This is a genomic window from Martelella sp. AMO21009, from assembly GCF_053484295.1.
This window is the reverse complement of sequence record NZ_JBAKFR010000042.1, coordinates 1-19,682: the sequence shown is the minus strand read 5'-3', so window position 1 is coordinate 19,682 and position 19,682 is coordinate 1. Positions and strand designations below refer to the sequence as shown.

General features: G+C 62.3%; 16 protein-coding genes. 9 read left to right on the top strand and 7 right to left on the bottom strand.

Going from position 1 to position 19,682, the window contains the following annotated elements; translation table 11 throughout:
• Positions 1–5 precede the first annotated feature (5 nt).
• Positions 6–623, top strand: coding sequence for a glycerol-3-phosphate 1-O-acyltransferase PlsY (gene plsY, locus V6766_RS23745; protein WP_230722662.1), 618 nt, complete (start codon positions 6–8; stop codon positions 621–623).
• A gap of 58 nt (positions 624–681) precedes the next feature.
• Positions 682–1,806 (top strand): DNA-processing protein DprA, encoded by a 1,125-nt coding sequence (gene dprA / locus V6766_RS23740; protein ID WP_448470729.1) that lies wholly within the window; start codon positions 682–684, stop codon positions 1,804–1,806.
• Between the two features lie 71 nt (positions 1,807–1,877).
• Here the strand turns inward: dprA and V6766_RS23735 are convergent, their stop codons facing one another.
• A complete protein-coding gene (locus V6766_RS23735; RefSeq protein ID WP_230722664.1) occupies positions 1,878–2,042 on the bottom strand; it encodes a hypothetical protein in 165 nt (54 codons plus the stop codon).
• 503 nt (positions 2,043–2,545) lie between these two features.
• On the opposite strand from V6766_RS23735, the gene topA reads away from it, so the two are divergent.
• The 5 genes from topA (at position 2,546) to pth (ending at position 11,562) form a co-directional block, all read left to right on the top strand.
• Entirely contained in the window at positions 2,546–5,188 is a 2,643-nt protein-coding gene (gene topA / locus V6766_RS23730) for a type I DNA topoisomerase (protein WP_448470728.1), read from the top strand.
• Entirely contained in the window at positions 5,185–7,476 is a 2,292-nt protein-coding gene (rnr, locus tag V6766_RS23725; protein ID WP_448470727.1) for a ribonuclease R, read from the top strand. Before topA ends, rnr begins: the two co-directional genes overlap by 4 nt.
• Before the next feature lie 166 nt (positions 7,477–7,642).
• Positions 7,643–8,299, top strand: a complete 657-nt coding sequence (locus V6766_RS23720) for a 50S ribosomal protein L25/general stress protein Ctc (RefSeq protein WP_448470726.1) — start codon at positions 7,643–7,645, stop codon at positions 8,297–8,299.
• 260 nt (positions 8,300–8,559) lie between these two features.
• Positions 8,560–10,791 (top strand): putative bifunctional diguanylate cyclase/phosphodiesterase, encoded by a 2,232-nt coding sequence (locus V6766_RS23715; RefSeq protein WP_448470725.1) that lies wholly within the window; start codon positions 8,560–8,562, stop codon positions 10,789–10,791.
• 54 nt (positions 10,792–10,845) lie between these two features.
• Positions 10,846–11,562, top strand: a complete 717-nt coding sequence (gene pth / locus V6766_RS23710; protein ID WP_448470724.1) for an aminoacyl-tRNA hydrolase — start codon at positions 10,846–10,848, stop codon at positions 11,560–11,562.
• Between the two features lie 6 nt (positions 11,563–11,568).
• Here pth and clpS read toward each other — a convergent pair whose 3' ends face one another.
• Positions 11,569–11,880: an ATP-dependent Clp protease adapter ClpS gene (gene clpS / locus V6766_RS23705; protein WP_448427338.1), complete on the bottom strand. Its 312-nt coding sequence runs from the start codon at positions 11,878–11,880 to the stop codon at positions 11,569–11,571.
• A gap of 216 nt (positions 11,881–12,096) precedes the next feature.
• Between clpS and ychF the strand changes: the two genes are divergently transcribed.
• Together ychF and V6766_RS23695 are read left to right on the top strand one after the other, a co-directional pair.
• Positions 12,097–13,200: a redox-regulated ATPase YchF gene (gene ychF, locus V6766_RS23700; RefSeq protein WP_448470723.1), complete on the top strand. Its 1,104-nt coding sequence runs from the start codon at positions 12,097–12,099 to the stop codon at positions 13,198–13,200.
• 83 nt (positions 13,201–13,283) lie between these two features.
• Complete coding sequence (locus tag V6766_RS23695) at positions 13,284–13,772, top strand: glutathione peroxidase (protein ID WP_448470722.1); 489 nt, start codon at positions 13,284–13,286, stop codon at positions 13,770–13,772.
• A gap of 299 nt (positions 13,773–14,071) precedes the next feature.
• On the opposite strand, the gene V6766_RS23690 is transcribed toward V6766_RS23695, so the two are convergent.
• The 5 genes from V6766_RS23690 to V6766_RS23670 form a co-directional block, all read right to left on the bottom strand.
• Positions 14,072–14,611 carry an adenine phosphoribosyltransferase gene (locus V6766_RS23690; RefSeq protein WP_448427335.1) on the bottom strand — a complete coding sequence of 180 codons (540 nt, stop codon included), beginning with the start codon at positions 14,609–14,611 and terminating at the stop codon, positions 14,072–14,074.
• 88 nt (positions 14,612–14,699) lie between these two features.
• Positions 14,700–15,560 (bottom strand): cytochrome c1, encoded by an 861-nt coding sequence (locus V6766_RS23685; protein WP_448470721.1) that lies wholly within the window; start codon positions 15,558–15,560, stop codon positions 14,700–14,702.
• A 17-nt stretch (positions 15,561–15,577) separates the two neighbouring features.
• Positions 15,578–16,855 carry a cytochrome b gene (locus V6766_RS23680; RefSeq protein ID WP_448427334.1) on the bottom strand — a complete coding sequence of 426 codons (1,278 nt, stop codon included), beginning with the start codon at positions 16,853–16,855 and terminating at the stop codon, positions 15,578–15,580.
• 17 nt (positions 16,856–16,872) lie between these two features.
• Complete coding sequence (petA, locus tag V6766_RS23675) at positions 16,873–17,451, bottom strand: ubiquinol-cytochrome c reductase iron-sulfur subunit (protein WP_448470720.1); 579 nt, start codon at positions 17,449–17,451, stop codon at positions 16,873–16,875.
• A gap of 222 nt (positions 17,452–17,673) precedes the next feature.
• Positions 17,674–19,542 carry an ABC transporter ATP-binding protein gene (locus tag V6766_RS23670; RefSeq protein WP_448470719.1) on the bottom strand — a complete coding sequence of 623 codons (1,869 nt, stop codon included), beginning with the start codon at positions 19,540–19,542 and terminating at the stop codon, positions 17,674–17,676.
• Positions 19,543–19,682 lie beyond the last annotated feature (140 nt).

The following is a 19,682-nucleotide window of genomic DNA, read 5'->3' as shown; positions in this document are numbered from 1 at the left end:
ACGACGTGCCGGCATTCTTTTCATTCGATCTGACCGCGACGCAGGCCGCGATTGCGCTTGCCGGGGGGTACCTTCTGGGCTCGATCCCGTTCGGCTATCTGATCACGAAGGCCGCTGGCCTGGGCGATATCCGCGGTATCGGCTCCGGCAATATCGGCGCCACCAATGTGCTGCGCACCGGCAAGCGGCATCTGGCCGCCCTCACCCTGGTGCTCGATGCGCTGAAGGCGACCTTCGCGGTGATCCTGGCGACAACGCTTTACGGCAGCGATGCCGGGCTTCTGGCGGGCGCGGCCGCCTTTATCGGCCATCTGTTTCCCGTCTGGCTCGGCTTCAAGGGTGGCAAGGGGGTTGCGACCTATATCGGCGTGCTTCTCGGCGTCGCGCCAGCGGCGGTGCTGATCTTCGCCTTCGTCTGGCTGCTGATCGCCCGGCTTTCGCGCTATTCCTCGCTCTCCGCGCTGATTGCGACGCTTGCCATCCCGGTTGCCCTGTGGATAATGGGCCTACCGCAGGTTTCACTGGTGATGGCCGTTTTGACGGTCATTTCGTGGTGGCGGCACAAGACCAATATCGAGCGCCTGATTTCGGGCACCGAAAGCAGGATCGGAGACAAGGGGTGACAGTAAGGGGGATTTTCCGCATCGGGGCCGAACGGTCTCCATCCACGGAAACGCCCCTTTGACACCCCGGTCCGGCATCGCCCTGTCGGAAAGCCAGCGCATCGCCTGGCTTCGTCTGATCCGCAGCGACAATGTCGGCCCCGTCACCTTTCGCGAACTCATCAATCACTACGGCAGTGCCGAGGCAGCGCTTGAGCGTCTGCCGGAGCTTGCCGTGCGCGGCGGCGCACAGAAGCGGTTTCGGGTGGCAAGCATTGCCGAGGCCGAGAGCGAGCTGGAAACCGCCGCCCGCCACAAGGGCAGGTTTGTCGCGATCGGCGAGCCGGACTATCCTCCGGCGCTGCGCGCGATCGACGGCGCGCCGCCGCTTCTGGCGATGTCCGGCAGCGGCGATGTCGCGACCCGCCCCGCACTCGGCATCGTCGGCGCGCGCAACGCCTCGGTCGCCGGCGCAAAGTTCACCGCCATGATCGCCAGTGCGGCGGCAAGCGCCGGCTACACCGTGGTCTCGGGCCTTGCGCGCGGGATCGACGCCGCCGCCCACCGCGCAAGCCTTGCCCACGGAACGCTGGCCGCGCTTGCCGGCGGCCTCGACCGCCCCTACCCGCCCGAAAACATCGAGCTCTATCGCGCCATCTGCGAGGATGGCGGCGTCGCCATCAGCGAGATGCCCTATGGCTGGGAGCCGCGCGCCCGCGACTTTCCCCGTCGCAACCGGCTGATCGCCGGCTGCTCGCTCGCCGTCGTGGTGATCGAGGCGGCAAACCGCTCCGGCTCGCTGATCACCGCCCGGCTTGCCAATGAATGCGGCCGGCTGGTGCTCGCCGTGCCGGGCTCGCCGCTTGACCCGCGCGCGCAGGGCACCAACGGTCTGATCAAGGAGGGCGCAATGATCGTGTGCAGCCCGGAGGACGTGCTGGAGGCGCTGGCGCCGCTGTCCCAGATGGAACTGCCGATCCGGGGCGGAGCCGACGAGGAGGAGACCGAAGACCTGCCGCCCGCCGCCCCCGATGATGACGATCGCGCCCGCGTCGCCGAGGCGCTGGGCCCGAGCCCGTGCGAGATCGACGACCTGATACGCTTCACCGGCGTGAACCCCGCCGCCGTGCAGCTGATCCTGCTGGAGCTGGATCTCGCCGGCAGGCTTGCGCGACACCCGGGCGGGCGCGTTTCGCTGATCTGAGACAGGCGGCTTTCATAGGGGCAATGATAGCGCTAACAGACCCTGCGGGTCGTTGCCCATCAAAACCGAATTCAGCCCTTGCCAACCGAGGTGGCGAGCACCTGCGTCTGCAGATCCCCAGCCTCGATATAGGCCATGTCGATCAGGTAGCAGAGCATTTCCGCGCCGTCCTTGTTTGAAAGCCGGCGCAACTGGCCCAATATCTGACGGATATAAATTATTTCCTCCTCGGTCAATTTTTGAGAACCTTCGCGTTTGGCTTGAAAGGACGACATACAAACACCTATTTTTCGGCTACGGATCGAATCCGAACCGCACTTTACTCATCCGGCCAAACAATACCGCCAAAGGTCAGGATTGCAATTACAATTAGTATTCTCTTTAGGTTGTATTAGCGTGTAGACATGCAAAAATAGCTCCAAGGGCTTGACCCGGCCGCCATCTCTGTCCATCTCGTGGGCGACCGGCCGGAACAGTAAATGCAGCTTGAAACAGCCCAAAAATGTCTATTCTGCTTGATCTCCCGGCGAAATTGGTAGAAGCGGAGACGACGGTTGCCATCAGGCGAACGCCTCGGTAGCGTTCTCCAACACGCGGGACGCCCCGTCATATCCGCCATCTGCCTGGATGCGCCTCGCGGCCGCCAAGCCGGCGGGCACGGCCGAGCGCGCGAGCGATAATTTGCCGCGAAGATGCGGGCGTCGAACGAAGTCCGACGCAGACCCAGGATACGGATTACATGGACGTTGTTGTTGTAGAGTCGCCCGCAAAGGCCAAGACGATCAACAAATATCTCGGCAAGGACTACAAGGTTCTCGCCTCCTTTGGCCATGTCCGCGACCTGCCCGCCAAGGATGGATCGGTCCTGCCCGACGATGATTTCGCGATGTCGTGGAAGGTCGATACCGCATCGACCAAGCGCGTCAAGGATATCGCCGACGCTGTCAAGGATGCCGACGGCCTGATCCTCGCAACAGACCCGGACAGGGAAGGCGAAGCCATTTCCTGGCACGTTCTCGACCTCCTGAACAAGAAGAAGCTGCTGAAGGACAAGCCCGTCAAGCGCGTCGTCTTCAACGCCATCACCAAGAAGGCCGTGCTCGACGCAATGGCCCACCCGCGCGATATCGACGAAGCGCTGGTGAACGCCTATCTGGCCCGCCGCGCGCTCGATTATCTGGTCGGCTTCAACCTGTCGCCGGTTCTCTGGCGCAAGCTCCCCGGCGCGCGGTCTGCCGGCCGCGTGCAATCCGTGGCGCTGCGGCTCGTCTGCGACCGTGAGAACGAGATCGAACGTTTCGTTCCCGAAGAATACTGGAACATCGTCGCCGATCTGAAGACCGTGCGCGGCGATGCCTTTGAAGCCCGGCTAGTGCAGGCCGATGGCAAGCGCGTCCAGAAGAATTCGGTGAAGAACCAGAAACAGGCTTTCCGCATCCGCGACCTGCTCGAGGGTGCGACCTATTCGGTGGCGAGCGTCGAGGCAAAGCCCGTCCGTCGCAATCCCGGCCCGCCCTTCACAACCTCCACCCTGCAGCAGGCCGCCTCCTCGCGCCTCGGCTTTTCCGCCTCGCGCACCATGCAGGTGGCGCAGCGGCTTTACGAAGGCATCGCGGTCGGCGGCGAGACGGCGGGTCTCATCACCTATATGCGTACCGACGGCGTCTCCATGGCGCCGGAAGCCGTGACGGCGGCGCGCGATGCGATCGGCGACCAGTTCGGCGCCCGCTATTTGCCCGAGAGCGCCCGGCATTATTCGGTGAAGGCGAAGAATGCGCAGGAGGCCCATGAGGCGATCCGGCCCACCGACTTCACCCGTACGCCGCAATCGGTGAAAAAATACCTCGATTCCGACCAGTTCCGACTCTACGACCTTATCTGGAAGCGCGGCATCGCGAGCCAGATGGCGTCGGCCGAAATGGAGCGCACAACCGCCGAGATTACCGCCGCCAAGGGCGGCGAGAGCGCGGGCTTGCGCGCCGTCGGCACCGTCGTGAAATTCGACGGCTTCCTGGCCGCCTATGCCGACAATCGCGAGGAAAAGACGCCGTCCGACGAGGATGAGGACGACGGCCGTCTGCCCGAGATCAATCAGGGCGAAAACGTCGACAAGGACAAGATCCGCGCCACCCAGCATTTCACGGAGCCGCCGCCGCGCTATTCGGAAGCCTCGCTGATCAAGAAGCTGGAAGAGCTCGGCATCGGCCGACCTTCGACCTACGCTTCCACGCTGGCGACGCTGCGCGACCGTGAATATGTCACAATCGAGGGCCGCAAGCTGACGCCCGAGCCCAAGGGCCGGCTGGTGACGGCTTTCCTGGAAAACTTCTTCAACCGCTATGTCGAATATGACTTCACGGCGGAGCTTGAGGAAAAGCTCGACAAGATTTCCGATGGCTCGCTCGAATGGAAGCAGGTGCTACGCGATTTCTGGAAGGATTTTTATGCCCAGGTCGAAGGCACCAAGGAACTGCGCGTCACCAATGTTCTGGACGCGCTGAACGAAGCGCTCGCCCCGCTGGTGTTCCCCAAGCGCGAGGATGGCGGCGATCCGCGCCAGTGCCAGGCCTGCGGCACCGGCCAGCTTTCGCTGAAGCTCGGCAAATACGGCGCTTTCGTCGGCTGCTCGAACTATCCGGACTGCAACTTCACCCGCCAGCTTTCCGGCGATGCCGAGGCCGCCAATGGCGGTATCAACCCGAACGAGCCCAACGAGCTTGGTGCCGATCCGGAAACAGGCGAGATCGTCACGCTGCGTTCCGGCCGGTTCGGCCCCTATGTCCAGCGCGGCGACGGCAAGGAGGCCAAGCGCTCCTCGCTGCCCAAGGGCTGGAAGCCCGAAGATATCGACCTTGAAAAGGCGCTCCGGCTGCTTGCGCTGCCGCGCGATGTCGGACCGCATCCCGAAGACGGCAAGATGATCACCGCCGGGCTTGGCCGTTACGGACCTTTCGTGCTGCATGACGGCACCTATGCCAATCTCGAAAGCATCGACGAGGTGTTCGAGGTCGGCGTCAACCGCGCCGTTTCGGCGATTGCCGACAAGCGCGCCAATGGCGGACGCAGGCGTTCGGCCCCGGCGGCGCTGAAATCGCTGGGCGACCATCCCGATGGCGGCGAAGTGACCGTCAATGAAGGACGCTACGGGCCTTATGTCAAATGGGGCAAGATCAACGCGACCATCCCCAAGGGCAAGGACCCGCAGTCGATCACCATGGAAGAGGCGATCCCGCTTCTGGCAGCGCGCGCGGAAAAAGCAGGTATAAAGAAGCCCGCCAAGAAGTCCGCGGCGAAGAAGACGACCGCGAAATCCAAGACGGCGACAAAGAAAACGGCCAGTTCGAAGAAGAAGACGGCCGAGGCTGAAAAGAGCGACAGTTGAGCGCAAAACCAACCGCCTCCCGGTCCCGCAAGCCGGATGAGATCATTCACGGCGAAGTGCCGCCGCGCGATGTTCTGTTGAAGTTCATCGCCGACAATCCCGACCGCGCCTCCAAGCGCGAGATCGCCAAGGCGTTCGGGATCAAGGGCGACGATCGCGTCGTGCTGAAGGCGATGTTGCGCGAGCTTGAGGACGAGGGCCTCTTGCAGAAGAAACGCAAGAGCCTGATGCGGCCGGGCGCCCTACCCCCCGTCACCGTGCTCGACATCACCACCCGCGACAAGGATGGCGAACTGATCGGCCGTCCGGCCGAATGGCCGGTCGAGGAAGGCGCAGCGCCCGCCGTGCTCATCCGCCAGCAGGGCGGCGGCAAGAACGGCAAGCGCAAACCGGCAAGCGCCGGCATCGGCGACCGCGTGCTCGCCAAGATCTTCCCGTCCAAATCCGATACCGGGCCGGCCTATACCGCCCGTGTCATCAAGGTGATCGACAAGCGCCGCACCGCCGCTCTGGGCGTGGTCCGCATGCTCGATGACGGCTCGGCGCGGCTGATGCCGATCGACCGGCGCGACGACGAGGTCGAGATTGCCGACCTTGCCGGCGCGAAGGATGGCGATCTCGTGGAAGTCGATGTCCAGCGTTCTGGCCGTTTTGGTCTTGCGCGCGGCTCGGTGCTATCCGTGGTCGGTTCGCTCGCCTCGGAAAAGGCGGTCTCGATGATCGCGATCCATGCCCATGGCATCCCGCACATCTTCCCGAAAGAGGTGCTCGACGCGGCCGATGCGGCGAAGCCCGCCACCATGTCGCATCGCGAGGACTGGCGCGATGTGCCGCTTGTCACCATCGACCCGGCCGACGCCAAGGATCATGATGACGCCGTCTATGCCGAGCCCGACACACGGCCGGAAAACGAGGGCGGCGTCATCGTCACCGTCGCGATTGCCGATGTCTCATACTACGTCCGCCCGAAATCCGCGCTCGACCGCGAGGCGCTGAAGCGCGGCAACTCGGTCTATTTCCCGGATCGCGTCGTGCCGATGCTGCCCGAGCGGATATCCAACGATCTCTGCTCGCTGCGAGAGGGCGAGGACCGGCCGGCGCTTGCCGTGCGCATGGTGTTCTCGAAGGAAGGCCGCAAAGCCTCCCACACCGTCCACCGCATCATGATGAAGAGTGCCGCCAAACTCTCCTACCAGCAGGCTCAGACCGCGATCGACGGCACCACCGACGACAAGACCGGCCCGTTGCTCGAGCCGGTGCTGAAGCCGCTCTGGGCCGCCTACAGGACGATGACGATCGGCCGCGACCGTCGCCAGCCGCTCGAACTCGACATGCCGGAGCGCCGCATCCTGCTGAAGGATGACGGCACGGTTGACAGGGTGGTCGTGCCGCCCCGCCTCGATGCCCACAAGCTGGTCGAGGAGATGATGATCCAGGCGAATGTCGCTGCGGCCGAGACACTTGAGCAGAAGCGCCAGGCGCTGATCTACCGCACCCACGACGCGCCGTCGCTCGCCAAGCAGGAGACGCTGCGCGAATTTCTGGCAACGCTTTCCATTCCACTGGCAAAGGGCGGCAATCTGCGCGCCAATTCGTTCAACGGCATCCTGTCGAAAGCCGAGGACAGCCCGCACAAGGACATCGTCAACCAGATGGTGCTGCGCTCGCAGAGCCAGGCGGTTTATTCGCCGGAAAATATCGGGCATTTCGGGCTGAACCTGATGAAATACGCCCACTTCACCTCGCCGATCCGCCGCTATGCCGACCTGATCGTCCATCGCGCGCTGGTCGCCTCGCTGCATCTCGGCGAAGGCGGGCTGACGGCCGAGGAAGAGGCACAGCTCGACGATATCGCCGCCGAGATCTCGACGTTCGAGCGCCGCGCCATGGCCGCCGAACGCGAGACCGTCGACCGGCTGATCGCGCATCATCTGGCGGGCCGCATCGGCGAGAGTTTCGATGGCCGGGTTGCGGGCGTCACCCGATCCGGCCTGTTCATTGCGCTTCCGGACTATGGCGCCGATGGCTTCGTTCCGGTCTCCACGCTCGGCGCCGATTATTTCGTCCATGACGAGGTGCGCCAGGCGCTGGTCGGCGAAAAGTCCGGCCTCGGCTACCAGCTCGGCGACGATGTCGAGGTCCAGCTCGTCGAGGCCATCCCGCTTGCCGGCGCGCTGCGCTTCGAGATGCTGAGCGCGGGCAAGAAGCTGCCGGCGGCGACCCGCTCGTTCCACAAGTCGAAGCGCGGTCGTCCTATGCGCGGCGGCAGACCGCGCGGACGGCGGTAGCGCATAGCGGCACGACGCTTGCCTTTTGCAACCGTGTCGGATATAGGCACTGCGTTCGCGCAGACACCCTTGGAGGCAGCGCGAATGAGGGCCGGCAACGGCGCTCCGCTTTGCGGCTTTCAGATATCGCCGCAAAACGCTCCGCACACAACCGAAAGGAATTGCTATGAGCCGCACCACTTCTGTGCTCACAGCCGAAGCGCGCGAACGGGTTGGTAAGGGGTCCGCCCGCGAACTGCGTCGCAATGGCATGGTCCCCGCCGTGATCTACGGCGACAAACAGCCCCCGGTTTCCATCGCGATCTCGCGCAACGAGATCACGAAGCTGATCTTCGGCGGTGGTTTCATGACGACCACGTTCAACGTCGAAGTCGGCAAGGACAAGTACATGGTCCTGCCGAAGGACTATCAGCTCGATCCCGTCCGCGATTTCGTCATGCATGTCGATTTCCTGCGTATTTCGGAAAAGAGCATCGTGACCGTCGCCGTTCCGGTTCACTTCATCAACGATGAAACCTGCCCCGGCATCAAGAAGGGCGGCGTTCTCAACATCGTGCGTCACGAAGTCGAGTTCCACTGCCCGGCGAACGCGATCCCCGACAGCATCACGGTCGATCTCGGTTCGGCCCAGCTCGGCGACAGCATCCACATTTCGTCGGTCGACCTGCCGAAGAATGTGACGCCGGTCATCACCGACCGCGACTTCACCATCGCCACCATCGCGGCGCCCGCGGGTCTCAAGTCCGACGAAGAGGAAGCGCCCGAGGCCGATGAGGTTGAAGCGACCGCGCAGTCTGGCGACGATAATTCCGACGAGAATTGATTTCGTCAAAGACAGGCAGACAGGGACCGCGGGCGCAAGCTCGCGGTCTTTTATTGTAAGCGCTGACTAAAATACGCTTGCCAATCATCTTGCCGAAGCGTTTAATATCAGGGTTTTAAGTCTGTCGACTGCGCCTTGTTCCCGCCGGGAAAACGCGTTCGAGGCCTTTGGATATCGGCACATTTCCCCCTTGGGATCAGCAATCAATGCGTCAGGCAGGAGCGCGCTCGGTGGTACGCCGTAAGTTGAGCAGAGCAAATATGGTAGCGCTTTCATGCGGAATAGCGCTTTCATGCACGATGTTGCTGACCGCGCTTCTCGGACTTTGGGTGGCGGAAAAAAGGAGGATTGAGGCCAAGGATCATATTGCGGAAATTGCAAGTTCCGTGGCGCCGGCGATCGGGCTCGCAGATATCAACTCCATTGGAAAAATCGCGACTGCGATCGTCGACACGCCCGTTATACGGAAACTCGAACTTACCAATCAGACTGGTCTGCTTGAGCTGGTCGTCAGAGATAAGGATCTTTCGACACAGCAGGAGCGGGGCCTGCTCGCTTATACCCAGCAGATTGCTTTCGCGCGCCAGGTGGGCGGCGCAGGGCAGCTGTCATTCTATTTTTCCGACCCCACATTCTGGAGCACCTGGCTATTGCGCGGCATGTGCGCCTTCGCCGCAGTGGTGCTGGGTCTTCTGATCTGGCGGGCGCCGCCGGCCCTTGCGGATAGCGCCTTCAAGCGCGAACTGATCGAAGGCAGGCTGCGCCGCCGCCGGGCGAAACTGAACAGGTTCTCGCGCAGCTTCGCCCTTTCGGAACGCAAAGCGCTGCCGGCCACCACCGCTTTCGGCGAACTGTTCGAAAGCGAGAGCGAGATGGTCGTTCTGATTTCGGTCACCGGTCAGATCGTAGACGCCAGCCATGGCTGGCTGACAGCGGGCGGATACCGCCGCGAAAAGGTCGTGAACGTTCACATGACCGAGTTCATCGCCGATCCCGACCGCCGCATGGTGGCTGACCGGCTGGAGCGGATGCGATCTTCGGGACTGTCGCAGGCGGGCACGCTGAAATATCTGCGCGCCGATGGCAGCAGCATCGATATCTGGTTTTCCGCCGTTCCCGTCTCCACGCCCGATGGCGATAATTTCATACTCGCCGTCATCCGGGAGCTCCCCGAGATATCGGGCAGCGCGGAAGCGCACGCGCCGCTTCTCACCGATCCTCTGACCGGGCTCTTGAACAGAATGGGGTTCGAGCGGGCTCTGGATCGCCTGCTGGCAAACCCCGACCGGGACGTGATCTGTGTTCTGGTCGATTTCGACCGCTTCAAGACCATTGTCGACCACCACGGCTTCCGCACCGGAGAAGAGGTCTTGCGCGGTTTCATCAAGCGGCTGACCCCGGCGCTGGATGAAATGACCGCCGCCGCGCGCCTTGGGGGCGATGAGTTCGCCTTCGTGCTCGCCGGTCCCGATGCGAAGGCGCGGGCCGAGGCGCTCGCCAGCGCCATCCAGGATGCAATCTATCTGCCCTTCATCGTGAAGACGGCTTCGATCACGACCAATGTCAGCATCGGCATCGCCTGCGCGCCGGACCACGCCACCGATGGCACGGATCTGCTGCGGCTTGCCACGATCGCGGTTTCGGTTCAGAAAAATGCCGGCCGCCACGGAACGCTGTGGTTCGAGCCGGAGATGTTCGCCAACACCAGAAGACGCGCGGAAACCGAGACGCATCTGCAAAGGGGCATCGAGGAGAACCTGTTCGAACCGCACTTCCAGCCCGTCATCAGCTTCGCGAGCGGCGCAACGATCGGCTTCGAAGCGCTGATCAGGATCAACCACCCCGAAAAAGGCGTGATCATGCCCGGCGAATTCATCGCGATCGCCGAGGAAACGGAGCAGATCGTACCGGCGGGACGCCAGTTCTTTGCAAAAACGCTTGCGGGTTTCCGGCAAATGGGCAGAGAACTGCGCAATGACGCGCTCTATCTCGCCGTGAACCTCTCACCGGTGCAGCTGACCCCCGACATGATCGATTTCATGGCCGAGAAACTCGACGCCTTCGGCATCGATCCGGCGCGCCTGACCGTCGAGATCACCGAGGCGGTGTTTCTGGAAGACAGCGACCGGATCCGCGCCAGCCTGCACAAACTGCGGCTGATGGGCTGCCGGCTGGCGCTTGATGATTTCGGCACCGGCTATTCGTCGCTCTCCTATCTCTCGCGCCTGCAGGTGGATGTGATCAAGATCGACCAGTCGTTTACCCGCAACCTCACCGACCCCGACGCCGCCGTCGCCAGCCGGTCGCGCCGCCTGATCGAGGGGATCGCCGCCATCTCGCTCAATATGGGCTGTCAGATGGTGGCGGAAGGCGTCGAGAACGCGGAACAGGCGCGCCAGGTCCACGCCATCGGCGCCCAATATGGCCAGGGATACCTTTATTCCCGGCCGCTCTCGCTTTCCGATACCATCGCCCGGCTTTCCGGCGGTTGACACCGGCCACGAAAACCGGTTGTTGAGAACCGGTTTTCACGACAGGACAGTTCCATGCTTATCATCGCGGGCCTCGGCAATCCGGGCGGCCAATATGAAGGCAATCGCCACAATATCGGCTTCATGGCCGCCGACGCGATCGCGGAAAAGAACGGCTTCTCGCCCTGGTCGAAGAAGTTCAAGGGGCTGATCGCCGAAGGCAGCCTTGCCGGCGAGAAGGTGCTGATCATCAAGCCCCAGACCTTCATGAACCTTTCCGGCGAAAGCGTCGGCGAGGCGATGCGCTTCTACAAGCTGACGCCGGCTGATCTGATCGTGATCTACGACGAACTGGACCTGATGCCGGGCAAGGCGCGGATCAAGACCGGCGGCGGCTCCGGCGGCCATAACGGCATCAAGTCGATCGACGCGCATTGCGGCAATGACTACCGGCGGCTGCGTCTGGGCATTGGCCACCCCGGCAGCAAGGAGCGTGTCCACAGCCATGTGCTGGGCGATTTCGCCAAGGCGGATTCCGAATGGCTAGAACCGCTGCTTTCAGCACTCGCCGACAATGCCGACCTTCTGGTGCGCGGCGAGGATTCGACGCTGATGAACAAGCTTGCGCTTTCGGCGGGTACTGCGCCGGCGAAGCCGGAACCAAAGGCCGCGCCCGCCCGCAAGGGCCAGTCTCACATCCACAAGGCCCGCCAGCGCGGCCAGCAGGCCGTGCCCGAACGCGGCCCGATGGCCGATATGCTGAAAAAAATGTTCGGCCCGAAGAAGGACTAAACCGCCCTACTCTTCCGGCTCCGTTTTGAACATCAGCGGAAAGCCGATCTCCTTGGCCAGATCGATCGCCTCCTTCGCCTTGGTCTCGGCGATGTCGCGGGTGTAGACGGCGACGACGCAACTGCCCTTCTGGTGAGCGGTGATCATGACCTTGTAGCCCTGATCCTCGCTCATGCGGAAAACCGCCTTCAACACCACCAGCACGAATTCGCGCGGCGTGTAGTCGTCATTGACGAGAATGACCTTGTAGAGCCGCGGCTTCTCAACCTTCGGGACGGTTTTGGTCTTGCGTTTGGTATCGGCGCCCGTATCGCTCACGCGCTTGCTCTCTGATTTCGTGTCTGATGAGGATTGTGTGTCGGCGCCAGCCAGTCATTACGGCGCCCGACGATGCGCCCATTTTGCGCTTTCAGCGGGATTTTCGCAAGGGCCGGGGCGAGAAAAGCCCGGTTTCGTCGATCGAGCCTTGACCTTGGCGGCCTAGATCGCCCATAGCCACAGGCCAGAAGCGAATTCACGAAACAGGATATTTCCATGGGTTTCAAATGCGGAATTGTCGGCCTGCCCAATGTCGGCAAATCGACCCTTTTCAACGCGCTGACGAAGACCGCCGCGGCGCAGGCCGCCAATTATCCGTTCTGCACCATCGAGCCCAATACCGGCGAAGTCGCCGTCCCCGATGAGCGCATGGCGGCGCTGGCGAAGATCGCCGGCTCGAAGGAAATCATCCCGACCCGCATCTCCTTCGTGGACATCGCCGGCCTCGTGCGCGGCGCCTCCAAGGGCGAAGGCCTCGGCAACCAGTTCCTCGCCAATATCCGCGAGGTCGACGCCGTGGTCCACGTGTTGCGCTGCTTCGAGGATGACGACATCACCCATGTCGAAGGCAGGATCAACCCGGTCGCCGATGCCGAGACCATCGAGACCGAACTGATGCTCGCCGACCTCGAAAGCCTCGAACGGCGCGCCGACCAGACCCGCAAGCGCGCCACCGGCAAGGACAAGGAGGCCCTGGCCGTGCTTCCGGTGATGGAGGCCTCGCTGAAGCTTTTGCAGGATGGCAAGCCCGTGCGCGGGCTGCTTGCCACCCTCGACCCTGAAGAGCTGAAGATCCTGAAGGCGCTCAACCTCTTGACCTCCAAGCCCGTGCTCTACGTCTGCAATGTCGCCGAGGGCGATGCGGCGAACGGCAATGAGCACACCAAGGCCGTCGCCGAAATGGCGGCCGGCCAGGCGGCGGAAACCGTAATCATCTCGGCGGCGATCGAGGCCGAGGTGGCCCAGCTCGATGCGGAGGAAGCCGAGATGTTCCTCTCCGAAATGGGTCTTGAGGAGCCCGGGCTCGACCGACTGATCCGCGCCGGCTACAAGCTGCTCGACCTGATTACCTATTTCACCGTCGGCCCCAAGGAAACCCGCGCCTGGACCATCCGCCGCGGCACCAAGGCCCCGGCGGCCGCCGGCGTGATCCACACCGATTTCGAACGCGGCTTCATCCGCGCCCACACGATCGCCTATGAGGACTACATCGCCTTCAACGGCGAAACCGGCGCCAAGGAAGCCGGCAAGGCCCGTGACGAAGGCAAGGAATACATCGTCGCCGATGGTGACGTGATCCACTTCCGGTTCAATACCTGAGGCCCCACGCCTCGCAGGCCCGCTTGAAGTCACCCCTCCCCTGCGCCACATTGCTGTCATCCAGTCAGCATCAGGGGACGGGCATGAGCGTTTATGATTTCACGGCCAAGAGCATAACCGGCGAGGACGTGAGCCTTGCCGATTTCAGGGGCCATGTGCTGCTGGTCGTCAACACCGCCAGCAAATGCGGCTTCACGCCGCAATATGAGGGGCTGGAGATGCTGCACAGGAAGTATAGGGATCAAGCCTTCGCCGTTCTCGGCTTTCCCTGCAACCAGTTCGGCGGACAGGAACCAGGCGCGGAGGGCGAGATCGCGGAGTTCTGCAAGACCCAGTTCGACATCGATTTTCCGATGTTCGGCAAGGTCGACGTCAATGGCGACGATGCCCATCCGCTGTTCAAATATCTGAAGAAGGAGCGGCCGGGCTTCCTCGGCTCCGGCATGATCAAATGGAATTTCACCAAATTCCTGATCGGCCGCGATGGCGAGCCGATCAAGCGCTATGCCCCGACCGAAAAGCCCGAGGATATTCAGGACGATATCAACGACGCTTTGGCGAAGGCAGCCTGAGCGCTCTACTGACCGACCGATCGCCTTCCACCGACCGTCATCCTCGGGCTTGTCCCGAGGATCTAATCCCGCATCGACACGAGCGGTGTTCGCGGGCAACAAGACACTGATCACCACTCGCTCTCTGCCTCAAGCGCCAGTCGTTTTGAAAGGTGCTTAGACCCTCGGGACAAGCCCGAGGGTGACGGAGAACGTGGGGAGAAGCAGTCAGACCGATCTGTTTGGTTTTATGCGTCGGGCCGAACCGGCGGTGACGCCAGCCCCGCCAAGCGTTCCTCAAAAAGCAAGCGCAACCGGCCTCAGTGGCCCTCATACTCCACGAGCGAGCGCACCTCGACGTCCATCGCTTCGAGCTTCTTGCGGCCCGGCAGGTCTTTCAGGTCGATGATGAAGCAGGCCGAGACGATCTCGGCGCCCATCTGGCGCAGCAGCTTGACCGCGCCTTCGGCGGTGCCGCCGGTGGCGATCAGGTCGTCGCACAGAATCACCTTCTCGCCGGGCTTGATGGCGTCGACATGCATCTCCATCGTGTCCTCGCCATATTCGAGCTGATAGGCCATGGAGACGGTCTTGTCGGGCAGCTTGCCCTTCTTGCGGATCGGCACGAAACCGGCGGAAAGCTGGTGCGCCAGCGCGCCGCCGAGAATGAAGCCGCGCGCCTCGATGCCGGCGATCTTGTCGATCTTCATCCCGACATAGGGCTGCACCAGTTCATCCACGGCACGGCGAAAGGCGCGGGCATCGCCCAGCAACGTCGTGATATCGCGGAAGATGATGCCGGGCTTGGGATAGTCCGGGATCGAACGGATGGCGGCGGCCAGTTCGGGATTCGATTTCATTTTCAGGGGTCCTTTCGTCGTGCCAGACCGAACACGTTAAAAAGGCGGCTGCCGCCGCCTTTTCCTGCTTATGCAAACCATCAAGAAATCAATGGGGCTTGCGCGCGTAGATCGATTTCTTCGTCAGGTAGACCAGAACCGTCAGGATCACAAGGAAGACCATGACCGTAAGGCCGGTCTGCTTGCGCGCCTCGAGCTTCGGCTCCGCCGTCCACATCAGGAATGCCGATATATCCTTGGCGTACTGATCGAGCGTTTCCGGCGCGCCGTCATCATAGGTGACAATCCCGTCGGAAAGCGGCGGGGCCATCGCAAGCGCCGCGGCATTGGCGAAGTACGGATTGTAATGGCCGCCCGCCGGAATCTCGACGCCTTCAGGCGGTTCCTCGTAGCCGGTCAGCAGCGAGTAGATATAATCCGGTCCGCCTTCCTGATACTGCGTGAACATGTCGAACACGAAAGTGGGGAAGCCGCGGGTAATGCCGCGCGCCTTCGCCATCAGCGAAAGGTCGGGCGGGGCAGCACCATTGTTGGAGGCGGCGGCCTGTTCGGCATTTTCAAACGGCGCCGGGAAATAATCCGACGGGATGCCCGGCCGCATATACATGTTGCCGTCATTGTCCGGACCGGCCTCGATCTCGTATTCGGCGGCAAAGGTCTTCACCTGATCTTCCGAATAGCCGAGATCGGTCAGCGTGCGGAAGGCCACGAGGTCCAGCGAGTGGCAAGCCGAACAGACTTCCTTGTAGACCTTCAGCCCACGCTGAAGCTGGGCGCGGTCATAATTGCCAAGCGGGCCGGAGAAGCTCCACTCCATGTTGTGCGGATGCTTCAGCGGATAGTGCGGCGTGCCGCCTTCGTGTCCCTCTTCCTCGGCCGCCATGGCGCCAGTCAGACAGACGGGCGACATCAGCGCGACGAGCAGGATGCGGGTAACAAGTTTCTTCATGATATTTCCCCCGCCCTTCACACGCCGGAACCGGCTGGCTTTTTCCGGGCGGCTTCCTTTTCAAGCACCGCCTCGGTGATGGAATTCGGTATCCTTGTCGGCTTCTCGATAAGACCCAGAACCGGCATGATGACGAGGAAGAACCCGAAATAGTAGAGCGTGCCAAGCTGCGACAGCACCACGAAAATGCCTTCGGCAGCCTGCGAGCCGAGCCAGCCGAGCATGATCGCATTGGCGACGAACACCCAGAAGAACAGCTTGTACCAGGGGCGGTAGGCGGCCGAACGCACCTTGGACGTATCCAGCCAGGGCAGGAAGAACAGGATCAGGATCGAGCCGAACATCACCAGCACGCCGCCGAGCTTGGAGTCGATCGGGCCGATATTGAAGGTGATCGCGCGCAGCATCGCGTAGAACGGCAGGTAATACCATTCCGGAACGATATGCGACGGAGTCTTCATCGAATCGGCCGGAATGTAGTTGTCCGGATGACCGAGGAAGTTCGGCATATAGAAGATGAACCAGGCATAGACGATCAGGAACACGGTCACGCCGAGCGCATCCTTGACCGTCGCATAGGGCGTGAAGGCGACGGTGTCGCTCTTCTGCTTGACCTCGATCCCGGTCGGGTTGGTCTGCCCGGTCACGTGCAGCGCCCAGATATGCAGGATAACGACACCCGCGATCATGAACGGCAGCAGGTAATGCAGCGCGAAGAAGCGCTGCAGCGTCGGCTCGCCAACGGCGAAGCCGCCGAGGAGGAGCTGCTGCACCCAGTCGCCGATCAGCGGGAAGGCGGTGAAGAAGCCGGTGATGACGGTGGCGCCCCAGAACGACATCTGCCCCCAGGGCAGAACATAGCCCATGAAGCCTGTTGCCATCATCAAAAGATAGATCACCACGCCGAGCATCCAGAGGATTTCACGCGGCGCCTTGTAGGAGCCGTAGTAAAGCCCGCGCGCAATGTGCAGGTAGACGGCGATGAAGAAGAACGACGCGCCATTGGCGTGCATGTAGCGCAGCAGCCAGCCATAATTGACGTCGCGCATGATCTTCTCGACCGAGAGGAAGGCGGCGCCGGTGGAGGCGGTATAATGCATGGCCAGCACGACGCCGGTGGCGATCTGCACGATCAGCATCACCGACAGCATGGCGCCGAATGTGTAGGCGTAGTTCAGATTACGCGGTACCGGATAGGAAACGAAGCTGTCGTAAAGCATGCGGGGCAGCGGCAGACGCGAATCCACCCATTTCGACACGCCGTTCGACGGCACATAGCTTGAGTGTCCACTCATGAAACAGTCTCTCCCCCTCAACCGATCCTGATCACGGTATCGGCCGTAAATTCGTAAAGCGGAATGGCGAGGTTCTGCGGCGCAGGCCCCTTACGGATACGGCCCGCCGTATCGTAATGAGAGCCATGACAGGGACAGAACCACCCGCCGAAATCACCGGCCTGACCGAGCGGTATGCAGCCGAGATGGGTGCAGGAACCGATCATCACGATCCAGTTTTCCTTGGCTTCGCCGGCCGAGCGATCGAGGTCGGTCGCGGGCGAGCCTGAGGGCAGGTTCTCGTTGCGCGCTTCCGGATCCTTCAGGTCGGAAAGCGGGACGGCCTTGGCCTCCTCGATTTCCTGCTCCGTGCGATTGCGGATGAAAACCGGCTTGCCACGCCACTTAACCGTCAGCGACATGCCGGGTTCGAGGCTCGAAACATCCACTTCCACGGTCGATAGCGCAAGGGTCGACGCGTCGGGTCGCATCTGGTCGATAAACGGCCAGGCGACCGCCGCGGCCCCGACGGCTGCGGCCATTCCGGTAGTCAGATAAAGAAAATCGCGCCGGGTCGGTTCGCCGGAATGATCCGTCGAAACAATCTCGTCTTGCACCGCTGTCCCTCCATAGCTGATGCCGCTGCCACCGAGGACCGTCCTTCCTCCGCATGTCTACCAGCGAAGGCGCGTGGCAGCGTCCATTTGATCCGCCAAGTTTTATGCATGTTCACCAACGATGTCCAGTGTTTGACAGATTTCAATCACAAGCAAAAGGACAAGCCGTCGCGAGGGCCTGAAATGCGAACGGCGGAGAGGGGTTATACGCGTCCCGGCGCGTCACTCTTCCGCTTCGAACGAGGGCAGAAAGCCGCCGGACTGCCGGTCCCATAGCGAGGCGTAAAGCCCTTTCCTCTCGATCAGTTCGCCATGCGTGCCCTGTTCCACGATCCGCCCCTTGTCCATCACGATCAGCCGGTCCAGCGCCGCGATCGTCGACAGCCGGTGGGCGATCGCCAGCACGGTCTTGCCCTCCATCAGCTTCATCAGGTTGGACTGGATCGCCGCCTCCACCTCCGAATCAAGCGCGGATGTGGCCTCGTCGAGCACCAGGATCGGCGCATTCTTCAGCATCACGCGCGAAATCGCGATCCGCTGGCGCTGGCCGCCGGAAAGCTTGACCCCGCGCTCGCCGACATGGGCGTCGAGCCCCTTGCGGCCGCGCAGGTCGGAAAGGTCGGCGATGAAACTGTCAGCCTCGGCCCGCTCCGCCGCCTCCCACAGCCTGTCGTCATCGGCTTCCTGAGAGCCAAAGCGGATATTGTCGCGGATGGCGCGGTGCAACAGGCCGGTGTCCTGCGTCACCATGCCGATATGGGCGCGCAGGCTTTCCTGCGTGACATCGGCGATGTTCTGGCCATCGATAAGGATGCGGCCGCCATCGACATCGTAAAACCGCAGCAACAGGTTCACCAGCGTCGACTTTCCGGCGCCGGAGCGCCCGACAATGCCGACCTTCTCCCCTGCCCCGATCGCGAGCGAAAGGTTGCGGATCACCGGGCCCGCTCCGTCATAGCCGAAGGCCACGTTCTCGAAGCGGATTTCGGGATGGCTGACGGTCAGCGCTTTCGCATCCGGCTTGTCCGTCAACCCGATCGGCTGAGCGATCATCTCGGCCGAATTCTGGACCGTCCCGATGGCGCGCATGATGCCGTTCAACTGCATCATCAGCCGTCCGAGCAGCATGGAGAGCCTGAGCGCGAGACCGAGCGTGAAGGCCACCGCGCCGGAGGAAATGTCGCTGGTGAACCAGAGCTGCACGGAAAGAGCCGCGATCGCGGTGATCATCACGCCGGATAGCAGGTTGAGCGCGGCCCGCACCCCGGTGATCAGCCGGGTGAGTTTCTGGATCTGCGCGATCAGCCGCAGAAAGCCCTGCCGGATATAGGTATCATTGCCCTCATCGCTGCCGAACAGTTTCAGCGTCAGGATATTGGAAAACGAATCGACCAGCCGGCCCGACATCATCGAGTTGACCTCGGCCAGTTCCTTCGCGTTGTGACGGATGCGCGGCACGAAATAGCGGGCAAGCACTGCAAAGATCGCGATCCAGAGCGCGATCAGCGCCGCAAGCCGCCAGTCGAGCGAGGCCACCAGCGCCATGGTCGAGATCGTGTAGATCGCCATGAACCAGACCACCTGCAGGAGCGACGACATCAGATCGCCGATCGACTGGCCGGCGGCCGAGACCTTGGTGACGATCCGGCCGGCGAAATCGTTCTGGAAGAAGGTCAGCGACTGGCGCGCGACATAGCGATAGGACTGCCAGCGCACCATGTTCTGGAAGCCCGGCGTGATCGTCTGCTCCTCCACCAGCATGGAGGCCGACAGTAACGTCACGCGCACCACGACCATGGTAAACGCCATGCCGATCAGCGCCCAGCCATGGGTCGCCATCAGACCCGACCAGCCGGCCTCGCGCGAGGTTTCGTCGAGAATGTTGATCAGCACGCCCATGAACCAGAACGAGGCCGTCTCCATCAGCGCGGTCCCGCCGCCAAGCACCAGCATGGCGAAGAACGGCCATTTCGCCTGCCGGAGATAGAACCAGATGAAGCCGAGCAGCGTGCCCGGCGGCTGTTCCACCGGCCGGTCGGCAAGCGGATCGATCCAGTTTTCGAAGATGCGGGCGATGCGACGGAAGATCATGATGCAGCCATACACGGATTCGGGGCAGCGCGGAAACGTGCGTTTTCGGCTGGCGGACAGCCGGCACGGCCGTCTCCTTCTCTCCGGGTCATCAACTCTGTTGGATGATTTTCTCTCTGAACCTTGCATTGAGGGTCACG